Here is a 22,067-nt window from a genome sequence, read left to right as displayed (position 1 = left end):
ATGATCTCAGCCTTGATATAGGGCCACTTCCTGCAAATCCTTGCAACTTTTTCCTAGAAAGGTGGTGACAACCACATGCAGGTTAGTGTTCGCGACAACAATGTCGATCAGGCCCTCCGGGCTCTGAAGAAAAAGCTCCAGCGCGAAGGCGTGTTCCGTGAAATGAAGCTCAAGCAGCATTTCGAGAAACCGTCCGAGAAAAAAGCGCGCGAGAAAGCTGAAGCGATCCGCCGTGCCCGCAAGCTGGCACGCAAAAAAGCGCAACGCGAAGGCATGATGTAAATCATTCCCGCGATGCCGGAAATCGGAACCTCCGTAGCCTTGCGTTGCGGGGGTTTTTCTTTTTCCGACGCCCGATCGCGAAACGGTCAGAACACCGCACGGCGCAGCAGGTTCAGCCCCATCAGGAGAAAGAGCCAGAGGAACACGCGCCGAAACGCCTGCGCGCTCATCCGGCGGCGCAGCACCTCACCCAGGGTGAAACCTGCCAGCGTCGGTACGATCATCGCCGCGGAGAGCGGGGCGGTGGTGCCGTTCAGGATGCCCGATTGCCAGAAGCCGATTGCAAGGGGTACGCCCCCGATCAGGATAAAGAGACCCGAGGCGCGCACGAATTCGTCCGCGTCGGTGCGTCGTGCAATCAGGTAGGTCACGAAGGGCGGCGACCATATGCCGGTCAAGCCGCCCAGTATGCCCGCGCTGATCCCCGCGATTGCCTGTACGGCCCGGTCCCAGCGGTCGGGGATCGGCGGCGGGGTGCTCAGCAGGTTCGAGGCTGCGAAGACAACGATGGCGGTACCGATGGCGCCCAGCAGGAATTCGGGCGACACCGACGCGGTGAAGAACGTCGTCACCCAGAGCGATCCGCCCAGCAGCGCCATCAGCAGCCAGTATCGCCGCAGCGTGGCCAGCCCCGCCCGGGCACGGATCACCTGCCAGACATTCGACACCAGCAGCGGCAGCACGATGATCGCCAGTGCAGTGGTGGGCGGCAGGAACTGGCCCATGATCCCCATGGCGACCGTCGGCAGGCCCAGCCCGATCACACCCTTGATCGTGCCAGCGAACAGAAACACGGCGGCCACCAGCACAGCCATTGCGGGGTCGACCTGCATTCAGACAGGCAGCGCGGTGGTTTTGCAGACGGTACGCAGGGCAAAGCTGGACTGCATGGTCTGAACGCCCGGCAGGCGTGAAAGATGCTGGCGGTGGATGCGCGCGAAATCCTCTGTGTTCTCGGCAATGACCTTGAGCAGATAGTCGGCAGACCCTGCCATCAGATGGCACTCCAGCACATCGGGGATCCGGGCGACCGATTTCTCAAAGGCGTCCAGCGTGTCCTCTGCCTGACCCTGAAGCGTGATCTCGACGAAAACGACGGTCGGCATGCCCAGCTTGCGGGGATCCAGGAGTGCGACGTAATCGCTGATGTAGCCCGCCCGTTCCATCCGCTGGACCCGGCGGTGGCACGCGGAGGGGGAGAGATGCACATCATCCGACAACTCTGCGTTGGACATCCGCCCGTTGCGTTGAAGGGCTCGCAGGATACGACGATCCAACTCATCCAGGGTCATCTGCGCAATCCCTTCGCGTTTCAGGGCCATTTGGCGCAATAGTATCCTGATTGATCGCTCGGGCGCCAGTGTTATTCGTGTCCCTTTGCGCCTTGGCTGCCTAAAAATGGGGCAATATTTTCACAGGGGGAATCAATATGAAGATCGGCTGCCCGAAAGAGATCAAACCGCAGGAATTCCGCGTGGGGCTGACGCCCTCGGCGGCGCTGGAAGCGGCCAACGCTGGCCACGAGGTGCTGATCGAGACCGGCGCGGGGGTCGGCGCCGGCTTTGAGGACGCCGATTACGAGGCGGCGGGGGCGCGCATCCTCGGCACGGCAGAGGAGATCTTTGCCACTGCCGAGATGATTGTAAAGGTCAAGGAACCGCAGGCGGTGGAGCGCAAGATGCTGCGCGAGGGTCAGGTGCTGTTCACCTACCTTCACCTTGCCCCCGATCCGGAGCAGACCCGCGACCTGATGGACTCCGGCGCGACCTGCATCGCCTATGAAACCGTGACCGACCGGATGGGCGGCCTGCCGCTGCTGGCGCCGATGTCCGAGGTTGCCGGACGTCTGGCACCGCAGGTCGGCGCGTGGACCCTGCAAAAGGCAAACGGCGGGCGCGGCGTGCTGATGGGCGGTGTGCCCGGTGTGAACCCTGCCCGCGTCATGGTTATCGGCGGTGGTGTTGTCGGCACCCATGCGGCGCGGATCGCGGCGGGCATGGGCGCGGATGTGACCGTGCTGGACCGGTCCCTGCCCCGGATGCGCTATCTGGACGATGTGTTCGGCGGGACCTTCAAGACCGCCTATGCCTCGGCGCAGAATACGCTGGAACTTGCGCGTCAGGCTGACATGATCATCGGCGCGGTCCTGATCCCCGGTGCCGCGGCGCCCAAGCTGATTTCCCGCGCGCAGCTGTCCGAGCTGAAACCCGGTGCCGCGCTGGTGGACGTGGCGATCGACCAGGGCGGTTGTTTTGAAACGTCGAAAGCCACCACGCACCAGGACCCGATCTATGAAGTCGACGGCATCATGCACTACTGCGTGGCCAACATGCCGGGCGCAGTTGCGCGAACCTCGACCATCGCGCTTGGCAACGCCACCATGCCGTTCATGCTGGAGCTGGCGAACAAGGGCTGGCGTCAGGCCTGCGAGGACGACGAGCATCTTCTGAACGGGTTGAACGTGCATGCGGGCAAGCTGACCTATCATGCGGTGGGCAAGGCGCTGGGGATCGACGTGTTGTCACCCCGGCTTGCGCTGAAGGCATAAGGTCAAACGCCGTTCACCCCCGGCCTTGTGTTACGGCGTTGCCACTGAACGCTGCGGTATGCCAGCAGGAGGTGGCAGCGCCCGAACCGCGGACATGGGGCGCGGGCGCGCTGATCACCCGGCTTGCCGTACACCATTCTCGGCGCGCTGGAATTCCCGGAACCCATTTTCCATGGCAGGGATGATGGAGATGATTTCAAAGTAGGGCACTGACAGAAGTGCCGTATTGCGCAACCGCTCCATGACGAAATAATAGGCCCGCAAATCGGTCGCCTCGAACACGGCCACGTCGGAACAATAGCCGCTGAAGGCTTCCGCATCGTAGAACCGCATGGTCACGCGGTCGTCCACCATTGCCGTGCCAAGGCATGCCGCAGCGATCCTGTCGCGGTCTTCGGGCGACTGTCGCAACCAGGCCGCTGTGGCGCGCATGTTGACAAAGACGGTCCATTTCATCGGTCATTCCTTTTCCTCTGCTTGCGGTTCATAATACGAGCGATCACTCACATTCTCCTACTCGCTTCCCGAGGTGGCCTTGGACATGCGGATAAGCCCCCGAAAAACACCGACCCAGTCCCGCGCCCGTGTCAGCTACGACGCGATCCTGGAGGCGGCTGCTCGCATTCTGGTGGCGGAGGGGTTCGACCGGCTAAACACCAATCGCATGGCAGAGGTCGCGGGGGTGAGCATCGGAACGCTGTACCAATACTTCCCGTCAAAGGAGGCGATCCTGGCAGAGATCATACGCCGCGAACGCGGTCAGCTGCTGGAGGATATAGCGGCAGCCACCCGCGACATGGCCGACGAGGATGTACACATAACGCTGGACCGGCTGCTGCGCGCCGCGGTCGGCCATCAGCTGCGCTGGCCCAAACTGGCCCGGATGCTGGAACATGCCGATGCCTTCCTCCCGCTGGAGGAGGAAACACAGGCCGTGAATGCTGCCATTCTGCAAAGGGTCGCGGCGTTTCTGACCCAGGCAGGGCTGCAGGATGCCGATCTGCTGGCCCGCGACCTCGTGGCGGCGCTGCGCGGCATGATTGATGCCGCCGGTATGGCAGGAGAGACCGATCAGGAGGCGCTGATGCTCAGAACCCGGCGGCTGGCGCGCGGGTACCTCGGCTTGGGGCCAAGCCCGGACGAGCGCGCCTGAAACGCCGCAAGCGGAAAAGACCCGCCAAAGCGGGCCTTTGACCGACAGCGGAACCGATCACCTGCCCTTGGCAAGCTGGTCACGGATTTCCAGCAGAACGTCCAGCTCGGACGGGCCGGTAGAGACTTCGGGCGCAACCTCGTCGGGCTTCTCCGCCGCAGCTTTGACGCGGTTGACCATCTTGACCAGTATGAACACCACAAAGGCGATGATCAGAAAGTTGATGACCGCCATGATGAACGCGCCATAGGCAAAGACAGACGCCCCCGCCTCCCGCGCTGCTTCCAACGAGGCACCGGCAGGTACGTCACCGGCCAGCACGGCATAGTTGTTGGTGAAATCCACACCGCCCGTAAACAGACCGATGATCGGATTGATCAAATCGCCGACCAGCGATGTCACGATGGCGGTAAAGGCTGCGCCGACGATGATACCGACGGCCATGTCCATGACATTGCCCTTGGCGATGAAGTCCTTGAATTCGTTAATCACAACATGTCCCTCTCTCCATTAGATGCCCGGACGGCTTTCGGTCCGTTCAGCACTGCACATTTGTTAGCATAACTTTGCACAGGGGAAAGTCTGTTACTGCGGGGAAAAGCCACTAACTTAGTTCCCGAAACCAAAGGAGCCCTCCATGTCAGTTTTCGAAGCCTTCCCCATCACCAAAAAGTGGCCCCCCAAGGACCCGAGCGTGCTGCAGCTTTATTCCTTTCCGACACCGAACGGGGTCAAAGCCTCCATCGCGCTGGAGGAAATGGGCATTCCTTACGAGGCGCACAAAGTCACCCTGTCGGACGCCGACGTGAAAAGCCCGGAGTTCCTGTCGCTGAACCCCAACAACAAGATCCCCGCGATCATCGACCCGAACGGGCCGGACGGCAGGCCCGTGGGCCTGTTCGAATCCGGCGCCATCCTGATCTACCTGGCGGAGAAGTCAGGCCAGTTGATGGGGTCCGATGCCACGGAAAAAGCCCATGTGATCCAGTGGCTTATGTTCCAGATGGGTGGTCTTGGCCCGATGCTGGGACAGCTCGGCTTCTTCTACAAATTCGCCGGGTCCGAATGGGAGGACAAACGCCCCCAGCAACGCTACATCGACGAAGCCAAACGCCTGCTGAACGTGTTGAACCTTGAACTCGCGGGCAAGGAATGGATCGCCGGAGATTTCTCCATCGCCGACATCGCAATCGCCCCCTGGCTGCGGGCGCTTGATTTCTACGGCGCAAAAGAGGCCGTGGGCTGGGAAGATCACGGCAATCTGGTCGACTACGTTGATCGGTTCACGGCCCGTCCGGCGGTGCAAAAAGGGCTGGTGACGCCGCCGCGCGACTGACGCCACCGCTCCGGGCTGGGGGCGTCAGTCAATCAGCCCGGAAGCACACCGGTCAGGACATAGCGCAGGATCTGCACCACCTGCGCCGGTTCGGAGGCGACCGCGAGTGCCGCGGCATCGACTTCCTTCAGGGCATGGGCGTGATCCGGCCCGTGCAGCACAATCAGCGACTTGCCCAATGCGGCGGCATAACCCGCGTCGAAGGCGGCGTTCCATTGCTTGTACTGATCGCCGAAACGCACAACCACGACATCCGCGTCCGCAATCCCCTTGCGGGTGCGGATGGCATTGATCTGCGCGCCCTTGCGGTCGTGCCAGAACTTGTCAGCCTCTGCCCCCAGGATCGCCACACCGCAATCGTCGCTGGCGGCGTGTTCGGTGACAGGCCCGTCAAAGACGACGTCCAGGCCGCTGGCCCCTTCGATGATCTGTTCGCGCCAGTCGGTGTGGATTTCACCGGAAAGATAAACTCTGAGCATGTTGCCTCCTTAACCGCGCAGAACGCCGCCCGTGGCCTTGGTGACTTTTTCGATCACCTTTGCCCCGACCGCTTCGATATCAGCATCTTTCAACGTCGTCTCGCTGGGCTGCATCCGCACCGTGATCGCCAGAGATTTCTTGCCCTCGCCCAGTGACCCGCCGATGAATTCGTCGAAGACGCGCACATCCTCGATCAGCACCTTGTCCGCGCCCAGCGCCGCATTTACCAGCGTCAACGCTTCAACCCCGGCATCGACGACAAAGGCGAAATCACGCTCCACCGCCTGCAGATCGCTGATCTTCAGCGCGGCGCGGGTCGCACTGGCCCTTCGCGGCAGCGGGATTTCACCGGGCCAAAGGGTGAAGGCCATCGCCGGTCCTTTCACATCCATCGCAGACAGCACTCTGGGGTGAAGCTCACCAAAGATGCCCAGCACCTTCTTGGGGCCAAGGCAGATCATACCGTGGCGCCCCGGATGCCACCAGTCCGGCCCGCCGCGCATGATCTGCGCTCGGGCGGGCGCACCCATTGCCGCCAGCACCGCTTCGGCATCCGCCTTGACATCGTAGACATCCACGGGCCGTGACGCGCCATGCACATCCTTGGGGCCGGTGCGACCGATCAGAAGACCGCTGATGATCTCGGTCTGCTCTCCGGGTTCGCCCCCGTGAAAGGCCGGTCCAACTTCGAACAGCGCCAGATCTGCCTGGCCGCGTGCCTGATTTCGCGCCGCCGCCTGCAGCAGGCCGGGCAGCAGCGCAGGGCGCATGTGGCTCATGTCCGACGAAATCGGGTTCTCCAGCCGCGTCGCGTCAGTGCCGCCGCCGAACAGCGCGGCAGAGGCCTGATCAATAAAGCTGTAGCTCACGCATTCGTTGTACCCCAGCGCGGCGGTTGCCCGACGCGCGCCCCCTATGCGGCGCTGCATCGGCGACAGAACGGGGCGGGGGACGCCAGCGGTGAGGCGCGGCAGTGGCCTCCCCTCCAGCTTGGTCAGCGAGGCGACGCGCGCCACTTCTTCCACCAGGTCCGCCTCTCCCTGAACGTCGGGCCGCCAGGACGGCACATGCGCCATGTTCCCTTCCAGCCGGAAGCCCAGCGAGGTCAGCGTCTGGCGCTGGTCGCTTTCGGGAATGGTCATGCCGACCAGCGACTGAACCCTTGCCGCGTCCAGCCGATAGGCGCGGGAGGTGTCGGGGATCTGCCCCGCCACCACAACCTCGGAAGCCTCTCCGCCCGCGTGATCCAGGATCATCCGGGTGGCATGTTCAATGCCATAAGGCGTCCAGGCCGGGTCAATCCCACGCTCGAACCGGTAGCGCGCATCGGAATTGATCTTGAGCGCGCGCCCCGTATAGGCGGTGCGGACCGGGTCGAAATAGGCGGCCTCGACAAAGACATTCACCGTCTCGCCGGTGCAGCCTGTCCGCTCACCGCCCATCACGCCCCCGATGCTCTCCACCCCCTCGGCGTCCGAGATCAGCGTCATCCCCTCCTCAAAGATGTACTCCCTGTCGTCCAGCGCCAGCAGCGTCTCGCCCCCCTTGGCGCGGTGGATGCGCAGCGTGTCGCCGGTGATCTTGTCCGCGTCAAAAATGTGCAGCGGGCGGTTGCGGTCAAAGGTAAAGAAGTTGGTCACATCCACGAGGAAAGAGATCGGGCGCAAACCGATGGCCCGCAGGCGGTCCTGCAGCCAGGCGGGCGATGGCCCGTTCTTTACCCCACGGATAAGGCGGCCATAAAAGACGGGGCATTGGTCGCGGGTGTCATCGTCGATGCTGACGGCCACGGGACAGGGGAATTGTCCCTCGACAGCGTCCACGTCGCGCGGCTTCAGCTTGCCCAGACCGCGGGCCGCCAGATCGCGGGCGATGCCGCGCACGCCCAGCGCATCCGGCCGGTTTGGCGTGATCGCAATTTCGATGACCGGATCGACCTTTGCCGGGTCATTCTCGGCCAGCCAGTCGACAAAACGCTGCCCGACCTCGCCAGAGGGCAGCTCGATGATGCCGTCATGCTCGTCGCTCAGCTCCATTTCACGTTCAGAGGCCATCATGCCGTAGCTCTCGATCCCCCGGATCTTGCCCACGCCGATGGTCGTGTCGATACCGGGCACGTAAACCCCCGGCTTGGCGACAACCACCGTGATGCCCTCGCGCGCATTGGGGGCGCCGCAGATGATCTGGGTCACGCCCTCATCCGTCTCCACCTGGCAGACCCGCAGGCGATCCGCGTCGGGATGCTTTTCCGCCGATTTCACGTAACCGATGGTAAAATCCGCCAGCTTCGCGCCGCGATCCTCGACCCCTTCGACCTCCAGACCCAGATCGGTCAGGGCATAGGTGATTTCATCGACCGAAGCGGTCGTATCCAGATGCTCTTTCAGCCAGGACAGGGTGAATTTCATCGCGCGGTACCTCGTGCATGCGTCTTTGGCGTTCGGTACCCGCAAATGCCGGGGGTTTCAATGAAAAGCCCCTGCGTACGGCGCAGGACGCACCAGCACCTTCATTGTTCTTCAAATACACACATGCCCGGCCTGCCCCCGGGACCACCGCTCAGGGATATCGCGGCCCCGTATCAGGCAGGCGCATGCGATAGGCGCGTCCCCCCAGCCGACACAGCCCGCCCTCGGCGCAGGGGGGCGATGCATCGGCCCGGACACTCACAAACAGAACAAGGCAAAGCAACAGAAACCAACATCGCCCGTCGTGACCTTATCGCCACGGATCGTCGGGCCACGTTGAAACTGCGTCAGTCCCGCCCACCGATCCGGTCAGCCAGATCTTCCGTGTCGCCAAGCCGGTAAAGCTTGATCTCACGCACCAGCCGCAGGGTCGGCTTGAGAGCGAAGCAAACCGATCCGACCAAGAACATCCAGGTCCCCACACGCTGCGTGGCTTCGTAGAAGAACAGCACAGACCCGACGATAAAGAGCAGGGCCGCCGCGAAATCCACAATCGTATAAGCTATTTCGAACTGGGCGTAGATCCTGCGATGCGAACGGGAATCTTCACGCCTGTCACGATGAAACAGCTTCATGGGCAACCTCTAACGGCTCAATCCGGCATGCAGGTTCGGCTGATCCAGGCTGGCGAAACCGTAGTGCCGCAGCCAGCGCAGATCGCTGTCAAAGAAGGCGCGCAGGTCCGGTACGCCGTATTTCAGCATCGCGATGCGGTCGATCCCCATGCCGAAAGCGAACCCCTGCCACTGGTCGGGGTCGATGCCGCCCGCCCGCAGCACATGCGGGTGCACCATGCCGCTGCCCAGCACCTCCAGCCATCCGTCGCCCTCGCCGATGCGCAGCTGGCCATCCACCCAGGAGCACTGGATGTCCACTTCCGCCGACGGCTCGGTGAAGGGGAAGTGCGACGCGCGAAAGCGGGTCTTGATCCCGTCGATCTCGAAAAAGGCGGCAAAGAACTCCTCAAGCACCCACTTGAGGTTCGCCATGGAGATATCGCGGTCGATCGCCAGCCCCTCGACCTGGTGGAACATCGGCGTGTGGGTCTGGTCATAATCCGCGCGGTAGACACCGCCGGGGCAAATGATGCGCAGCGGGGCGCCCTGGGCCTCCATCGTGCGGATCTGCACGGGGCTGGTATGGGTGCGCAGCACATGCGGCGGACGATTGTCCCCTTCCGCCCGCGCCATATAGAACGTGTCCATCTCGGCCCGGGCCGGGTGGTGGCCGGGAATGTTGAGCGCGTCGAAGTTGTACCAGTCGGTGTCGATGCGCGGCCCCTCTGCAACGGAAAAGCCCATCTCGGCAAAGATCGCGGTCAGTTCCTCCGTCACCTGGCTGACCGGGTGAATGCTGCCCTGCCGCCGGGCGCGGTTGGGCAGGCTGACGTCCAGCCATTCGCTGCGCAGCCGCTCGTCCAGGGCCGCATCGCCCAGCGCGGCCTTCTTGGCGGCCAGGGCCGAGTTGATTTCGTCCTTGAGCGCGTTCAGGGCGGGGCCGGCGACCTGCCGTTGCTCCGGGGTCATCTTTCCCAGCTCGCGCATCTTGAGCGCGATTTCGCCCTTCTTGCCGACGGCTGCCAGACGGATGTCCTCCAGCGCCGCCTCGTCGCGCGCGTCGGCGATACGGGAAAGGTATTTGGCTGATAGGTCTTCCATGGTGGCCTCGCATACTTCTAGCTGCCCTGCTAGCCGCACCGCCCCCCGATTGCAAGATGGCGGGCGGGAACCGGGGCGTGGCGCCGATGGTTGCCGTGGTAAGCACCCTTCAACGAGAGAGTTTCATGTCCCGCAAAACCAATGTCCCCCCGACCACAACCGATGCCGGTATCCGCGTCCAGAGCGACGAACACTCTTTGACCGTGGGGCCGGATGGGCCCATCGTCCTGCACGACCATTACCTGCTGGAGCAGATGGCGAATTTCAACCGGGAACGCATCCCCGAACGCCAGCCGCACGCCAAGGGGTCCGGTGCCTTTGGCTATTTCGAAGTGACACAGGATGTGTCGCGCTACACCAAGGCCAAGTTGTTCCAGCCCGGTGCGAAAACCGATGTCCTGATGCGGTTTTCCACCGTCGCCGGGGAGCGTGGCAGCCCCGACACCTGGCGCGACCCGCGCGGCTTTTCCGTCAAGATGTACACCGAAGACGGCAACTTTGACATGGTGGGTAACAACACGCCGATCTTCTTTGTCCGCGACCCGATCAAGTTCCAGAACTTCATCCGCAGCCAGAAACGCCGCGCGGACAACGGGCTGCGCGACCACGACATGCAGTGGGATTTCTGGACCCTGTCCCCCGAAAGCGCGCATCAGGTCGCCTATCTGATGGGCGACCGTGGCATCCCCAAAACCTGGCGCGAGATGAACGGCTATTCCAGCCACACCTATTCGCTGGTCAACGAAGCGGGAGAGCTATTCTGGGTCAAGTTCCACTTTCACACCGATCAAGGCGACGGCAACGCTCATTTCACCCAGGATGAAGCCGACAAGATGGCCGGTGCCGACAGCGATTACCACCGCCGCGATCTGTTCGACAACATTCGCGACGGCAACCACCCCAGCTGGACGCTGAAGTGGCAGATCATGCCTTATGAAGATGCCAAGACCTACCGGATCAACCCATTCGATCTGACCAAGACCTGGCCGCATGAGGATTATCCACTGATCGAGGTGGGCAAGCTGGTACTCGACCGCAATCCCACCGATTTCCATACAGAGATCGAACAGGCCGCATTCGAGCCGAACAACATGGTTCCCGGTGTCGGCCTGTCCCCGGACAAGATGCTGCTGGCACGCGGGTTTTCCTATGCCGATGCGCATCGCGCCCGGCTGGGGGTGAACTACAAGGAAATTCCGGTGAACAAGCCGCAGGCGCCTGTCCATGCCTATACCAAGGATGGCGCGGGCCGGACCCGGAATGTGACCGACCCGGTTTATGCCCCGAACTCCTACGGCGGGCCCGCCGCGCAGCCCCTGCCGACCGAGGCCGGGTTGTGGCACGCAGATGGCGACATGGTGCGCAGCGCCTATACCCTGCGCGAGGACGATGACGACTGGTCGCAGGCCGGCGCACTGGTCCGGGATGTCATGGACGACGCCGCGCGCGAGCGGCTGGTGAACAACGTCACCGGGCATCTCTGCGACGGCGTCAGCGAGAAAGTGCTGGTGCGGGCGTTCGAATACTGGCGCAACATCGACGGTGATATCGGCAAGCGGATCGAAGACGCGGTGCGCGACAAGCTGGGAGGCAAGTCCAAGGCTGCCGGCATGGCGTCTGCGCTCAGCATCGGCGGGGACGGAAACGCGGACTGACACGTTTCAAACCATCGACCGCACAACAAAAAACCCCGCCGGTTCGGCGGGGTTTTCCGTAATCAACAGGGCCGCAGGTCTTACGCGGCGAGCGAGGCCTGCGCCTGCTTGACGATCGCGCCAAAGGCTTCGGGTTCGTGCACGGCCAGATCGGCCAGAACCTTACGGTCCACTTCGATACCGGCCAGGTTCAGGCCGTTGATGAAGCGGCTGTACGTCAGCGATTCGTCGTGCGCACGGACGGCGGCGTTGATCCGCTGGATCCACAGGGCGCGGAAATTGCGCTTGCGCGCCTTGCGGTCACGCGTGGCGTATTGGTTGGCCTTGTCGACGGCCTGTGTTGCAACCTTGAAGACGTTCTTGCGGCGGCCATAGTAGCCCTTGGCGGCCTTGACGATCTTCTTGTGACGGGCGTGGGTGACTGTGCCACTTTTGACTCGGGACATCTCGGTTCTCCTTGGGCGTTATCAGCGGTCGTAGGGCATGTAGCCCTTGATGATCTTTGCATCGGGCTCCGACAGGACTGTCGTGCCGCGTGCGTCGCGGATGAACTTCTTGGTCCGCTTGATCATGCCATGGCGCTTGCCGGCCTGACCCCCGATGACCTTGCCGGTCGCCGAGATCTTGAAGCGCTTCTTGGCGCTTGATTTCGTCTTCATCTTGGGCATTTCCGTCTCCGTCTCTTGAGTTCGGTTATCGCGCGACTCGGCATGCCGCATTGGCCGGACGCGCGGGTTGAGAGGGGGCGTATAGGAGGGTTGCACAAGTTTGGCAAGTGCCCCTTTTCGGGCGGCCCAAACCCTGGGCACCGCCCGTCAGGGCATGTAGCGCGCCACCACGTTCACAAACACGTCGGGGACCTGGTTCAGCGTGTAGCCCTGCGGCTTGCTTTGCAAGGCGTACAGGATCAACCCTCCGCCGATCAGAATGGTGAGTGCAGAGGCCCGCGGCGCCCGTCTATCCGACAGTGCCGAAAGGATGGACGGAATCGATAATGCCGCGATCACGATACCGAGGACAAGGGCCAGATCAGGGTCCATGGCAGACCTCTCCTGAGTAGAACACCAGCTATGAAAAAAGGCTACTCCGGATCGGAAGCAAAAATCAAACTTTCGTCGCAGGGCGCGACACGCAGGATGTTGGTTGTGCCGGGCACATTGAAGGGCACCCCCGCCGTGACCACGATCTGGTCCTTGGCCTGGGCGAATCCTTCGGCACGGGCGGCCTTGACGGCGGCCACGACAGCCAGCTTGAAGCGGTCAAGCGGCGGGGTGATCACGCAGTTGGTCCCCCAGCTCAGCGCCAGTCGGCGGGCGGTGCGCACGTCGGGGGTCAGCGCGATGATCGGCACACGGGGCCGTTCGCGGGCGGTCAGGACCGCTGTCGTCCCGCTTTGGGTAAAGCAGCAGATCGCCTTGATTTCGGTCGTTTCGGCAATTTCGCGGGCGGCGGCGACGATGGCATCCGCAACCGTCTCGCGGTCGGCAATGCGCGAGGATTCGATGATCTGGGTATAGGTCGGATCAAGCTCGACCTCGGTCGCGACGTTGTTCATCGTCTGGACCGCCTGCACCGGGTAGGAGCCCGCCGCGGATTCCGCCGAAAGCATGACCGCATCGGCCCCCTCGTAGATCGCGGTCGCCACGTCTGATACTTCGGCACGCGTCGGCATCGGGCTTTCGATCATGGACTCGAGCATCTGCGTGGCCACGATCACCGGCTTGCCCGCCGTGCGGCATTTGCGCACCAGGCGTTTCTGAATCGGCGGGACGTTCTGTACCGGCAATTCCACACCGAGATCGCCGCGCGCGACCATGATGCCGTCACTGGCATCGAGAATGTCCTCAAACCGGGTGACGGCCGACGGTTTCTCGATCTTCGACAGGATGGCGGCCCGTCCCCGCGCGAGATCGCGCGCCTCGGCGACGTCCTCGGGGCGCTGCACGAAGCTGAGCGCAAGCCAGTCCACACCCAGACCGCAGACGAATTCCAGATCGGCGCGGTCCTTGTCCGACAGGGCGGCCAGCGGCAGAACCACGTCGGGCACGTTGACGCCCTTGCGGTTGGAAATGATGCCCCCGATCACCACTTCGCAATCGGCGAAATCGGACCCGCATTCGCGGACCTTCAGCCTGACCTTGCCGTCATCGACAAGCAGGGTCGCCCCCGGCTCCAGCGCCTGAAAAATCTCGGGGTGTGGCAGGTTCACGCGGCTGGAGTCGCCCTCCTGCTCGTTCAGGTCCAGTCGGAAGCTGCTGCCGGGAACCAGTTGTTCGCTGTCGCCCGCAAAGACGCCGACCCTCAGCTTCGGGCCCTGCAGGTCGGCAAGGATGCCGATGGTGCTGCCCAGGTTTTCCTCCACCTCTCGGATGATGCGGTGTTTTTCGCGGATTTCCTCGTGACTGCCGTGGCTCATGTTCAGGCGGAACACGTCTGCACCGGCCTTGTGCAAGGTCTCGATCATGTCATAGCTGTCGGATGCCGGACCCAGGGTTGCCACGATCTTTACGTTGCGCAGGCGTCTCATATCTTTTCATCCCCGTCTTTCATCTGGACCGGCAACCGGTCAAATCGCTTGTGTTAGCGGTAACACGGACTGCTCCGCACATGAAGCCCCGCCGTCGTACAACGCCAAGGTTTCACGAATGCAAACGATGGGCCAGTCTCTTTGCCCTGTCCGGCAGGGTTTTCCACGCTGGCAGGCGGCGATGCTTGACACCTGTGCGGCCCGCCCCCAGCTTTGCACGAAAAGGAGAGCGCCATGTCCAGCCCGCAAGAACCGACACAGCAGGAGATCGAACTTCAGGCCGCCGCCTTTCGCCGGCTGCAAAAGCACCTGATGGAAGATCGCACCGACGTTCAGAACATCGACCTGATGAACCTGGCGGGGTTCTGCCGCAACTGCCTGAGCCGCTGGTACCAGGAGGCGGCAAACGCACGCGGCATCGAGATGGGCAAGCAAGAGGCGCGCGAGTTGTTCTACGGCATGACGATGGACGACTGGAAGGCGAACTACCAGACCGAGGCAACCCCCGATAAACAGGACACGTTCAAGGAGTCCTTTGCCAGGAACGTCACCAAGGGCTGAGGCAGGCGCCCCTACGTATAGGGGTTGCGCGGGCTTCGGTCTTCGCTCAGCGAGGGCTGGCTGCGCTCCACGATCTTCAGCACCGCATCGGCCAGGTGCGGACGCCCTATGGCCTTGTCGCCGCGCTCGACGCGGATCTTGTGCGCCTCCAGCATGACCTCGGCATGGCTGCTCCCGCGGGGCGGGATGAAGGTATAGCAAGCCAGCTCGATCAGGAAGCCGAGCGGGTCCTTGAAGTAGATCGACTGCATGAAGCCCCGGTCCTTGACCCCGGAGTTCGGGATGCCTCTTTCGGCCAGCCGGTCCAGAACCTGCTCGTGCGTGGCCTGATCGACTTCCAGCGCCAGGTGGTGCACGCAGCCTGGATCCATCGGCGTGCGGTCGTGAACGGGCTTGCGGTTCTCGTTGGTAAAGATGGTGATCAGCCGCCCATCGCCGGGATCGAAATATAGATGACCTTCGTCCGGATCGTCGAGATTGGGTTGGTCAAAGATGAAGGGCATGCCCAAAAGACCTTCCCAGAAGTCGATCGACGTGCGGCGGTCCGCGCCGGTCAAGGTGATGTGGTGTACGCCGAGAGTCTGAATTTTCTTCATTTGTTCCTCCACCCCTGTTGGTCCTTCCCAGCCTAACCTAGTCCGCCACCGGTGGCGACAAGATGCCGAACGATCCAATAGCCCCCCTTTCGCCTCACCGGAGCGAAGCCTATAAGGGCTGCGCGCCCGCCTCGGTCAGAGTCGCGGGCTGATTTGGCTTATTCGGGATCTGCACCGCATGAACATCTTTGGAAATCTCAGCGGCATGTTTTCTTCTGACATGGCGATTGACCTGGGCACTGCCAACACGCTCGTCTACGTCAAGGGGCGCGGGATCGTTCTGTCGGAGCCTTCTGTGGTTGCGTATCACATCAAGGATGGGGTCAAAAAGGTACTGGCGGTGGGTGAGGACGCCAAGCTGATGCTGGGCCGGACGCCCGGCAGCATCGAAGCGATCCGCCCGATGCGCGAGGGCGTCATCGCAGACTTCGACACGGCGGAAGAGATGATCAAGCATTTCATCCGCAAGGTGCACAAACGCTCCACATTCTCAAAGCCCAAGATCATCGTCTGCGTGCCTCATGGCGCGACCCCGGTCGAGAAACGCGCGATTCGCCAGTCGGTTCTGTCTGCCGGTGCGCGTCGGGCCGGGTTGATCGCCGAACCCATCGCGGCGGCGATCGGGGCGGGTATGCCGATCACCGACCCCACCGGCAACATGGTCGTGGACATCGGCGGCGGGACCACCGAAGTTGCGGTGCTCAGCCTTGGTGACATCGTTTATGCCCGCTCCGTGCGCGTGGGCGGCGACCGCATGGACGAGGCCATCATCAGTTACCTGCGTCGCCAGCAGAACCTGCTGGTGGGTGAAACCACCGCAGAACGCATCAAGACGTCCATCGGCACAGCGCGCATGCCCGACGACGGGCGCGGCACGTCGATGCAGATCCGGGGCCGCGACCTGCTGAACGGTGTGCCGAAAGAGATCGAAGTGACACAGGCCCAGATCGCCGAGGCGCTGGCCGAACCGGTGCAACAGATCTGCGAGGCCGTGATGACCGCGCTGGAAACCACCCCGCCCGATCTGGCCGCCGACATCGTGGACCGCGGCGTGATGCTGACCGGCGGCGGCGCGTTGCTGGGCGATCTGGACCTCGCCCTGCGCGAGCAGACGGGGCTGGCCGTGTCCATCGCGGACGAATCGCTCAACTGCGTCGCACTTGGCACGGGCAAGGCGCTCGAATACGAAAAGCAATTGCGCCACGCCATCGACTACGACAGCTGAAACCTGATACCATCCCAGCGCCCTCTCCTCTGGCAGGAGCCCTTGTGACATGGCCAAAGACCGCTCGAACAGCAGTGACTTCACCGGCCCTCTGCGCCGGTTGCTGCTGGCTGTCCTTATCCTGATCCTTGGCGCGACCTTCCTGCTGTGGCGCATCGACAGCCCCCGGGTCGAACGGTTCCGGGCGCAGATCACAGACCGGCTGGTGCCCAACATGGACTGGGCGATGGCCCCCGTGACAGGCACGATCAACCTGCTGCGCGATTTTCAGTCCTACCGGCGGCTGAGCGAACAGAACCAGGAACTGCGCAGCGAACTGCGCCAGATGCAGGCCTGGAAAGAGGCGGCATTGCAGCTTGAACAGGAAAACGCCCGGCTGTTGGACCTGAACAAGGTCAGGCTGGATCCGCGCCTGACCTTCATTACCGGTGTCGTGCTGGCCGATTCCGGGTCTCCCTTCCGGCAATCGGTGCTGCTGAACGTAGGCGCCCGCGACGGGATCGTTGACGGCTGGGCCACGATGGACGGCATCGGGCTGGTCGGACGCATTTCCGGCGTGGCCCAGAACACCGCCCGTGTGATCCTGCTGACCGATGCCTCCAGCCGCATTCCGGCGGTGATCCAGCCATCCGGTCAACGCACCATCGTCGCCGGCGACAATTCCGCCGCGCCGCCGCTCGACTTTATCGAAAGCCCGGATCTGGTGCGCCCCGGCGATCGGGTGATCTCTTCCGGGGACGGGGGGGTATTCCCCGCCGGGCTGTTGATCGGACAGGTCGCAGCCGACCCCGGCGGACGGCTGCGGGTCCGCCTTGCCGCCGATTACGAACGGCTGGAGTTCCTGCGGGTCCTGCGCCACTACGGCACGCAGCGCGTCACCGATAACGCGCAGGTGATCACACCCGAAGGCCCCTTGCCTGCAGAACCCGACAGCCCGGACATGCAAGCCGAAGCCGAGGTGGAGCTGGAGGTGGGCGAATGAACGACCTGTCACAGACCCGGCTCTGGGCGATGCGGGCGGCGTTCGTTCTGCTGGCCCTGGTGATCCTGTTCTTCCAGCTGCTGCCGATGGAGACGACACCGCGCCGCTGGGCGGGACCGAACCTGCTGCTGTGTTTCGCCTGCGCATGGAGCCTGCGCCGCCCGGAATACGTCCCCGCGCCGGCGCTAGCACTCGCCTTTCTGCTGACTGACCTGTTGCTCCAGCGCCCTCCGGGCCTGTGGGCGCTGCTGGCGCTGATCGGCTGCGAGAACCTCAAGTCGCGGGGCCGGTCCCTGCGCGATGGCGGGTTTGCCGCCGAATGGCTGACCGTCGGCATGGTCATGGTCCTGATCATGGCCGCCAACCGGCTGATCCTTGCGCTGGTCCTCGTCCCGGTTCCCGGCCTTGCACTGAGCCTTTCGGAACTGGGCATGTCCCTGCTATTCTACCCCCTGATCGTCGCCGTTACCCACGGAATCATGCGCGTGCGCAAAACCGCGCCGGGCGATCTGGATGCTTTGGGCCAGAGGGTCTGAGGAGGCATGGAATGAGACGCAACCGCGCGGAGAACGACGCAAGCCATACCCGCCTGACCCGGCGCGCCGCCCTGCTGGGCGGGGCGCAGCTTCTGTTCATGGGCGGGCTGGCCGCACGGATGCGCTATCTGCAGGTCGATCAGGCCGACCAGTTCCGCCTGCTGGCCGAAGAAAACCGCATCAACATCCGCCTGATTCCGCCCGCGCGGGGCGAAATTTTCGACCGCAAGGGCGTGCGGCTGGCGCAAAACGTGCCCAGCTACCGGATCGTCATGGTCCGGGAAGATGCGGGAGACGCCGAAGAGGTGATGGATCGCCTGAGCCGGATCATCACCATCGACGCGGAAACCCGCGAGCGTGCGTTGGCCGAAATCCAGCGTTCCGCTCCGTTCCTGCCCGTCACCATCGTGGACGATGTCAGCTGGGACGACGTGAGCCGGGTCAGCGTGAACGCCCCGGCCCTGCCCGGTGTCACGCCCGAGGTCGGCCTGACCCGCGTCTATCCGCGCGGCCCGGACTTTGCCCATGTGGTGGGCCGGGTGGGCCGGGTCAGCCAGGCCGATCTCGACGCGCTGGAGAATCCCGATCAGTTGCTGCGCATCCCGCGTTTCCAGATCGGCAAGATCAACGTGGAAGCCCGGCGCGAGGACATCCTGCGCGGCAAGGCGGGCACCAAGCAGGTCGAGGTCAACGCCACCGGCCGGGTCATGCGCGAACTGTCCCGGCGTGAAGGCGAATCCGGCAAGGACATACAGCTGACCGTGGACGCGGATCTGCAGCGGTACGTTCAGGCCCGCCTGAGCGGGGAAAGCGCCGCCGTCGTGGTCATCGACTGCGACACCGGCGATCTGGCCGCCATTGCCTCGTCGCCCTCCTATGACCCGAACCTGTTCATCGGCGGCATCTCGTCCAAGGATTACAATCCGCTGCTGGAATCGAAGTACCGGCCGCTGGTCAACAAGACGGTGCAGGGCAGCTATCCGCCGGGATCGACCTTCAAGATGGTCGTGGCGATGGCCGCCATCGAAGAAGGGATCATCGGCCCCGACGAAACCGTCTATTGTCCGGGCCACCTGGAGGTCGCAGGCCGCCGGTTCCACTGCTGGAAGCGGGCCGGGCACGGCTGGGTCGATCTGGAGAATTCGCTCAAGCAGTCCTGCGACGTGTATTACTACGACCTTGCGCTGAAGGTCGGTATCGAGAAGATATCGGCGATGGCCAACCGCTTTGGACTGGGGGTCAAACACGACCTCGCCCTGTCCTCTGTCGCGGCGGGCCTGACACCCACGAAGGAATGGAAGCGGTCAAACCGCGGCGCCGACTGGGTGATCGGGGACACGGTCAATGCCTCTATCGGTCAGGGCTTCATGCTCGCCTCGCCGCTGCAACTCGCCGTGATGAGCGCGCGGATCGCCACGGGCCGGGCGGTGACACCCCGCCTGGTCAAGACGATTGATGGGGTCGAGCAGCCCAGCGGGGCGGGTGAGCCGCTGAATATGAACGAAAACAACCTGCGCAAGATGCGCAAGGCGATGTACGAGGTGGTCAACAACCGGCGCGGCACGGCCTATCGGTCGCGGATCATCGCGGATGAATACCGCATGGCAGGCAAGACCGGCACCAGCCAGGTCCGCAACATCACCGCCGCCGAGCGCGCCCGTGGCGTCAGCCGCAACGAGGACCTGCCCTGGGAACGCCGCGACCACGCGCTGTTCGTCAGCTTCGCCCCCTTTGACAAGCCGCGCTACGCGGTGTCGGTGCTGGTGGAGCATGGGGGCGGCGGGTCGACAGCGGCGGCGCCGATCACGCGCGACGTGGTCCTGCAGGCGCTGGCGGGCGGCGAGCCGCCGCTTGAGGCATATCCGACCGCCGACAGGGGCCGGATCAAGACACAGCAACGCAAGCTGCGCGAGATGCAGCCTCAGGCCGGGATCAACGGAAACGATCAGGCATGAGCTATCTTGAGTATACGGTCAAATCGGTCCCGACGGGTTTTCGCAAGATCCTGCACCTGAACTGGCCGCTTACCCTGCTTCTGGCGTCGGTCTGCGGGATCGGCTTCCTGATGCTCTATTCCGTCGCCGGTGGCTCCTTCAGCCCCTGGGCAGAACCGCAGATGAAGCGTTTCGCGCTCGGCTTTGCGCTGATGCTGATGGTGGCGCTGACCCCGATCTGGCTATGGCGCAACCTGTCGGGACTGGCCTACGGCATCTCGCTGGTGCTGCTGATCGCGGTGGCGCTGATCGGGGACGAACGCAAAGGGTCACAACGCTGGATCGACCTTGGCTTCATGGACCTGCAGCCTTCGGAGCTGATGAAGATCACACTCGTCATGTTTCTCGCGGCCTACTACGACTGGTTGCCGCCCAAGAGGGTCTCGCGGCCATTCTGGGTGTTGCTGCCGGTGGCCATCGTGCTGGTCCCCACCGCGCTGGTCCTGCGGCAACCCGACCTCGGCACCGCGATCCTGCTGCTGACGGCGGGGGGCGGCCTGATGTTCCTGGCAGGCGTGCACTGGGCCTATTTCGCTGCTGTCATCGCCTCGGCCGGCGGGCTGGTCACGGCGGTCTTCCAATCTCGCGGCACCACCTGGCAGCTTTTGAACGACTACCAGTACCGCCGCATCGACACCTTTCTGGACCCCGCTGCCGACCCGCTGGGAGCGGGTTATCATATCACCCAGTCCAAGATCGCATTGGGGTCCGGCGGATGGACAGGGCGCGGCTTCATGCAAGGCACGCAATCGCGGCTGAACTTCCTGCCCGAAAAGCACACCGACTTCATCTTTACCACGCTGGCCGAAGAATTCGGTTTTGTGGGCGGCTTCAGCCTTCTGGGGCTCTACGCCCTGATCATCCTGTTCTGCGTGATTACCGCAACCTTGAACAAGGACCGTTTCTCTTCCTTGCTGACCCTCGGGATCGCCTTGAACTTTTTCCTGTTCTTCGCGGTCAACATGTCCATGGTCATGGGCCTCGCCCCGGTGGTAGGGGTGCCCCTGCCGCTTGTAAGCTACGGCGGGTCGGCCATGCTGGTCCTGCTGCTGGCCTTCGGATTGGTGCAATCCGCCCATATTCACAGACCGAGGTAATCCATGACCGTCAATGTCCTGTTCGCCGCCAAGCAAGAAGGCTGGGAAACCTATGAGCAGCCTCTGCGCAAGGCCCTGTCCGCAGCCGGTCTCGATGCGCGGCTGGCAACCGACATGCCCGCGGCAGAGGTGGACTATATCGTGTATGCCCCGAACAGCGACCTGCAGGATTTCACCCCCTACACCCGCGCAAAGGCGGTGCTGAACCTCTGGGCGGGGGTGGAGAGGATCGTGGGCAACGAGACGCTTGAGATACCATTGGCGCGCATGGTCGACCCCGGCCTGACGAAAGGCATGGTGGAATGGGTCAGCGGCCACGTTTTGCGCTACCATCTGGGGCTGGACACCGACATCACGCGCACCGACCCCCGCTGGGCGCCGCGCACACCGCCGCTGGCTGAGGAGCGTTCGGTCGTGATGCTGGGCATGGGTGCCCTCGGCAGCGCCGCGGCAGAGATGCTGACACGCATCGGTTTCGACGTCACCGGCTGGTCGCGCAGCCCCAAGGACGTTCCGGGTGTCACCTGCCTGCACGGAGAGGACGGCCTGCAAGACGCCCTGGCCAAGGCCGAGATCGCCGTATTGCTGTTGCCCGACACACCGGCGACCGAGAACACGCTGAATGCCGAAACGCTGGCCCTGATGCCGCGGGGCGCCTGCATCATCAACCCGGGTCGCGGCCCGCTGATCGACGACGACGCGTTGCTGGCGGCGCTCGACAGCGGCCAGATCGGACACGCCACGCTTGACGTCTTCCGCACCGAACCGTTGCCGCAGGATCACCCCTATTGGGCGCACCCCAAAGTCACCGTGACCCCCCACATTGCCGCCGCAACCCGCGCCAGCACCGCCTCCGCCTCCATCGCGGAAAACATCCGCCGGGGCGAGGCGGGAGAAGACTTTCTCAACCTCGTCGATCGCGGGCTGGGTTACTGATCGGCCAATTGTCCGTGGCAGTCGGACGGCGGG

At 63.4% G+C, this 22,067-nt stretch carries 25 protein-coding genes; 12 read left to right on the top strand and 13 right to left on the bottom strand.

The genetic code is table 11. The features are described from left to right. Window positions 1–75: 75 nt before the first annotated feature. On the top strand, window positions 76–282 hold the full coding sequence (gene rpsU, locus FIU94_RS07465; RefSeq protein ID WP_007118112.1) for a 30S ribosomal protein S21: 207 nt from the start codon (window positions 76–78) through the stop codon (window positions 280–282). An 86-nt stretch (window positions 283–368) separates the two neighbouring features. On the opposite strand, the gene FIU94_RS07460 is transcribed toward rpsU, so the two are convergent. Next, window positions 369–1,097 (bottom strand): sulfite exporter TauE/SafE family protein, encoded by a 729-nt coding sequence (locus FIU94_RS07460; protein ID WP_172975867.1) that lies wholly within the window; start codon window positions 1,095–1,097, stop codon window positions 369–371. An 18-nt stretch (window positions 1,098–1,115) separates the two neighbouring features. Further along, window positions 1,116–1,574, bottom strand: a complete 459-nt coding sequence (locus FIU94_RS07455; protein ID WP_152466976.1) for an Lrp/AsnC family transcriptional regulator — start codon at window positions 1,572–1,574, stop codon at window positions 1,116–1,118. Between the two features lie 137 nt (window positions 1,575–1,711). Here FIU94_RS07455 and ald point away from each other — a divergent pair, with 137 nt between their 5' ends. Beyond that, window positions 1,712–2,830 (top strand): alanine dehydrogenase, encoded by a 1,119-nt coding sequence (gene ald / locus FIU94_RS07450; protein ID WP_152465179.1) that lies wholly within the window; start codon window positions 1,712–1,714, stop codon window positions 2,828–2,830. A gap of 114 nt (window positions 2,831–2,944) precedes the next feature. On the opposite strand, the gene FIU94_RS07445 is transcribed toward ald, so the two are convergent. Continuing rightward, window positions 2,945–3,286, bottom strand: a complete 342-nt coding sequence (locus FIU94_RS07445; RefSeq protein WP_152465178.1) for a darcynin family protein — start codon at window positions 3,284–3,286, stop codon at window positions 2,945–2,947. An 85-nt stretch (window positions 3,287–3,371) separates the two neighbouring features. Between FIU94_RS07445 and FIU94_RS07440 the strand changes: the two genes are divergently transcribed. Continuing rightward, the gene (locus tag FIU94_RS07440) at window positions 3,372–3,983 is read left to right on the top strand and encodes a TetR/AcrR family transcriptional regulator (RefSeq protein WP_152465177.1); all 612 of its coding nucleotides are present in this window, start codon (window positions 3,372–3,374) and stop codon (window positions 3,981–3,983) included. Between the two features lie 57 nt (window positions 3,984–4,040). Here FIU94_RS07440 and mscL read toward each other — a convergent pair whose 3' ends face one another. After that, window positions 4,041–4,475: a large conductance mechanosensitive channel protein MscL gene (mscL, locus tag FIU94_RS07435; protein WP_152465176.1), complete on the bottom strand. Its 435-nt coding sequence runs from the start codon at window positions 4,473–4,475 to the stop codon at window positions 4,041–4,043. Between the two features lie 145 nt (window positions 4,476–4,620). On the opposite strand from mscL, the gene FIU94_RS07430 reads away from it, so the two are divergent. Further along, window positions 4,621–5,319 carry a glutathione S-transferase family protein gene (locus FIU94_RS07430; protein WP_152465175.1) on the top strand — a complete coding sequence of 233 codons (699 nt, stop codon included), beginning with the start codon at window positions 4,621–4,623 and terminating at the stop codon, window positions 5,317–5,319. Window positions 5,320–5,351: 32 nt separating this feature from the next. On the opposite strand, the gene FIU94_RS07425 is transcribed toward FIU94_RS07430, so the two are convergent. From FIU94_RS07425 to pheS, 4 genes are all read right to left on the bottom strand, one after another. Then, window positions 5,352–5,798 carry a YtoQ family protein gene (locus FIU94_RS07425; RefSeq protein ID WP_152465174.1) on the bottom strand — a complete coding sequence of 149 codons (447 nt, stop codon included), beginning with the start codon at window positions 5,796–5,798 and terminating at the stop codon, window positions 5,352–5,354. A gap of 9 nt (window positions 5,799–5,807) precedes the next feature. Continuing rightward, window positions 5,808–8,207, bottom strand: coding sequence for a phenylalanine--tRNA ligase subunit beta (gene pheT / locus FIU94_RS07420; RefSeq protein WP_152465173.1), 2,400 nt, complete (start codon window positions 8,205–8,207; stop codon window positions 5,808–5,810). Window positions 8,208–8,554: 347 nt separating this feature from the next. Then, entirely contained in the window at window positions 8,555–8,842 is a 288-nt protein-coding gene (locus FIU94_RS07415) for a YrhK family protein (RefSeq protein WP_152465172.1), read from the bottom strand. A gap of 9 nt (window positions 8,843–8,851) precedes the next feature. Beyond that, complete coding sequence (pheS, locus tag FIU94_RS07410; RefSeq protein ID WP_152465171.1) at window positions 8,852–9,925, bottom strand: phenylalanine--tRNA ligase subunit alpha; 1,074 nt, start codon at window positions 9,923–9,925, stop codon at window positions 8,852–8,854. Between the two features lie 125 nt (window positions 9,926–10,050). On the opposite strand from pheS, the gene FIU94_RS07405 reads away from it, so the two are divergent. Next, entirely contained in the window at window positions 10,051–11,580 is a 1,530-nt protein-coding gene (locus FIU94_RS07405; protein WP_152465170.1) for a catalase, read from the top strand. An 80-nt stretch (window positions 11,581–11,660) separates the two neighbouring features. On the opposite strand, the gene rplT is transcribed toward FIU94_RS07405, so the two are convergent. The 4 genes from rplT to pyk all read right to left on the bottom strand — a co-directional run bounded on the left by rplT (window position 11,661) and on the right by pyk (window position 14,107). After that, window positions 11,661–12,026, bottom strand: coding sequence for a 50S ribosomal protein L20 (rplT, locus tag FIU94_RS07400; RefSeq protein ID WP_071973064.1), 366 nt, complete (start codon window positions 12,024–12,026; stop codon window positions 11,661–11,663). A gap of 21 nt (window positions 12,027–12,047) precedes the next feature. After that, a complete protein-coding gene (rpmI, locus tag FIU94_RS07395) occupies window positions 12,048–12,248 on the bottom strand; it encodes a 50S ribosomal protein L35 (RefSeq protein WP_071973065.1) in 201 nt (66 codons plus the stop codon). 147 nt (window positions 12,249–12,395) lie between these two features. After that, the gene (locus FIU94_RS07390; protein WP_152465169.1) at window positions 12,396–12,620 is read right to left on the bottom strand and encodes a hypothetical protein; all 225 of its coding nucleotides are present in this window, start codon (window positions 12,618–12,620) and stop codon (window positions 12,396–12,398) included. Between the two features lie 41 nt (window positions 12,621–12,661). Next, window positions 12,662–14,107 (bottom strand): pyruvate kinase, encoded by a 1,446-nt coding sequence (gene pyk, locus FIU94_RS07385; protein WP_152465168.1) that lies wholly within the window; start codon window positions 14,105–14,107, stop codon window positions 12,662–12,664. Between the two features lie 234 nt (window positions 14,108–14,341). Here pyk and FIU94_RS07380 point away from each other — a divergent pair, with 234 nt between their 5' ends. Next, complete coding sequence (locus tag FIU94_RS07380) at window positions 14,342–14,668, top strand: DUF1244 domain-containing protein (protein WP_152465167.1); 327 nt, start codon at window positions 14,342–14,344, stop codon at window positions 14,666–14,668. Window positions 14,669–14,679: 11 nt separating this feature from the next. Here FIU94_RS07380 and FIU94_RS07375 read toward each other — a convergent pair whose 3' ends face one another. After that, window positions 14,680–15,264, bottom strand: coding sequence for a VOC family protein (locus tag FIU94_RS07375; protein ID WP_152465166.1), 585 nt, complete (start codon window positions 15,262–15,264; stop codon window positions 14,680–14,682). A 178-nt stretch (window positions 15,265–15,442) separates the two neighbouring features. Here FIU94_RS07375 and FIU94_RS07370 point away from each other — a divergent pair, with 178 nt between their 5' ends. From FIU94_RS07370 to FIU94_RS07345, 6 genes are read left to right on the top strand one after another with little or no spacing between them, the layout of a single operon-like run. Beyond that, window positions 15,443–16,489: a rod shape-determining protein gene (locus FIU94_RS07370; RefSeq protein ID WP_152465165.1), complete on the top strand. Its 1,047-nt coding sequence runs from the start codon at window positions 15,443–15,445 to the stop codon at window positions 16,487–16,489. 49 nt (window positions 16,490–16,538) lie between these two features. Next, on the top strand, window positions 16,539–17,471 hold the full coding sequence (gene mreC, locus FIU94_RS07365) for a rod shape-determining protein MreC (RefSeq protein WP_152465164.1): 933 nt from the start codon (window positions 16,539–16,541) through the stop codon (window positions 17,469–17,471). Next, window positions 17,468–18,007, top strand: coding sequence for a rod shape-determining protein MreD (locus FIU94_RS07360; protein ID WP_152465163.1), 540 nt, complete (start codon window positions 17,468–17,470; stop codon window positions 18,005–18,007). Before mreC ends, FIU94_RS07360 begins: the two co-directional genes overlap by 4 nt. Window positions 18,008–18,018: 11 nt before the next feature. Continuing rightward, window positions 18,019–19,962, top strand: a complete 1,944-nt coding sequence (gene mrdA, locus FIU94_RS07355; RefSeq protein WP_152465162.1) for a penicillin-binding protein 2 — start codon at window positions 18,019–18,021, stop codon at window positions 19,960–19,962. Continuing rightward, complete coding sequence (rodA, locus tag FIU94_RS07350) at window positions 19,959–21,098, top strand: rod shape-determining protein RodA (RefSeq protein ID WP_152465161.1); 1,140 nt, start codon at window positions 19,959–19,961, stop codon at window positions 21,096–21,098. Before mrdA ends, rodA begins: the two co-directional genes overlap by 4 nt. Window positions 21,099–21,101: 3 nt before the next feature. Further along, a complete protein-coding gene (locus tag FIU94_RS07345; protein ID WP_152465160.1) occupies window positions 21,102–22,034 on the top strand; it encodes a glyoxylate/hydroxypyruvate reductase A in 933 nt (310 codons plus the stop codon). Window positions 22,035–22,067 lie beyond the last annotated feature (33 nt).

Origin of the sequence: Sulfitobacter sp. THAF37, from assembly GCF_009363555.1 — a bacterium.
Lineage (GTDB): Bacteria > Pseudomonadota > Alphaproteobacteria > Rhodobacterales > Rhodobacteraceae > Sulfitobacter.
Note: the sequence above shows the minus strand (reverse complement) of the source record. Positions and strands in the feature narration are given on the sequence as shown.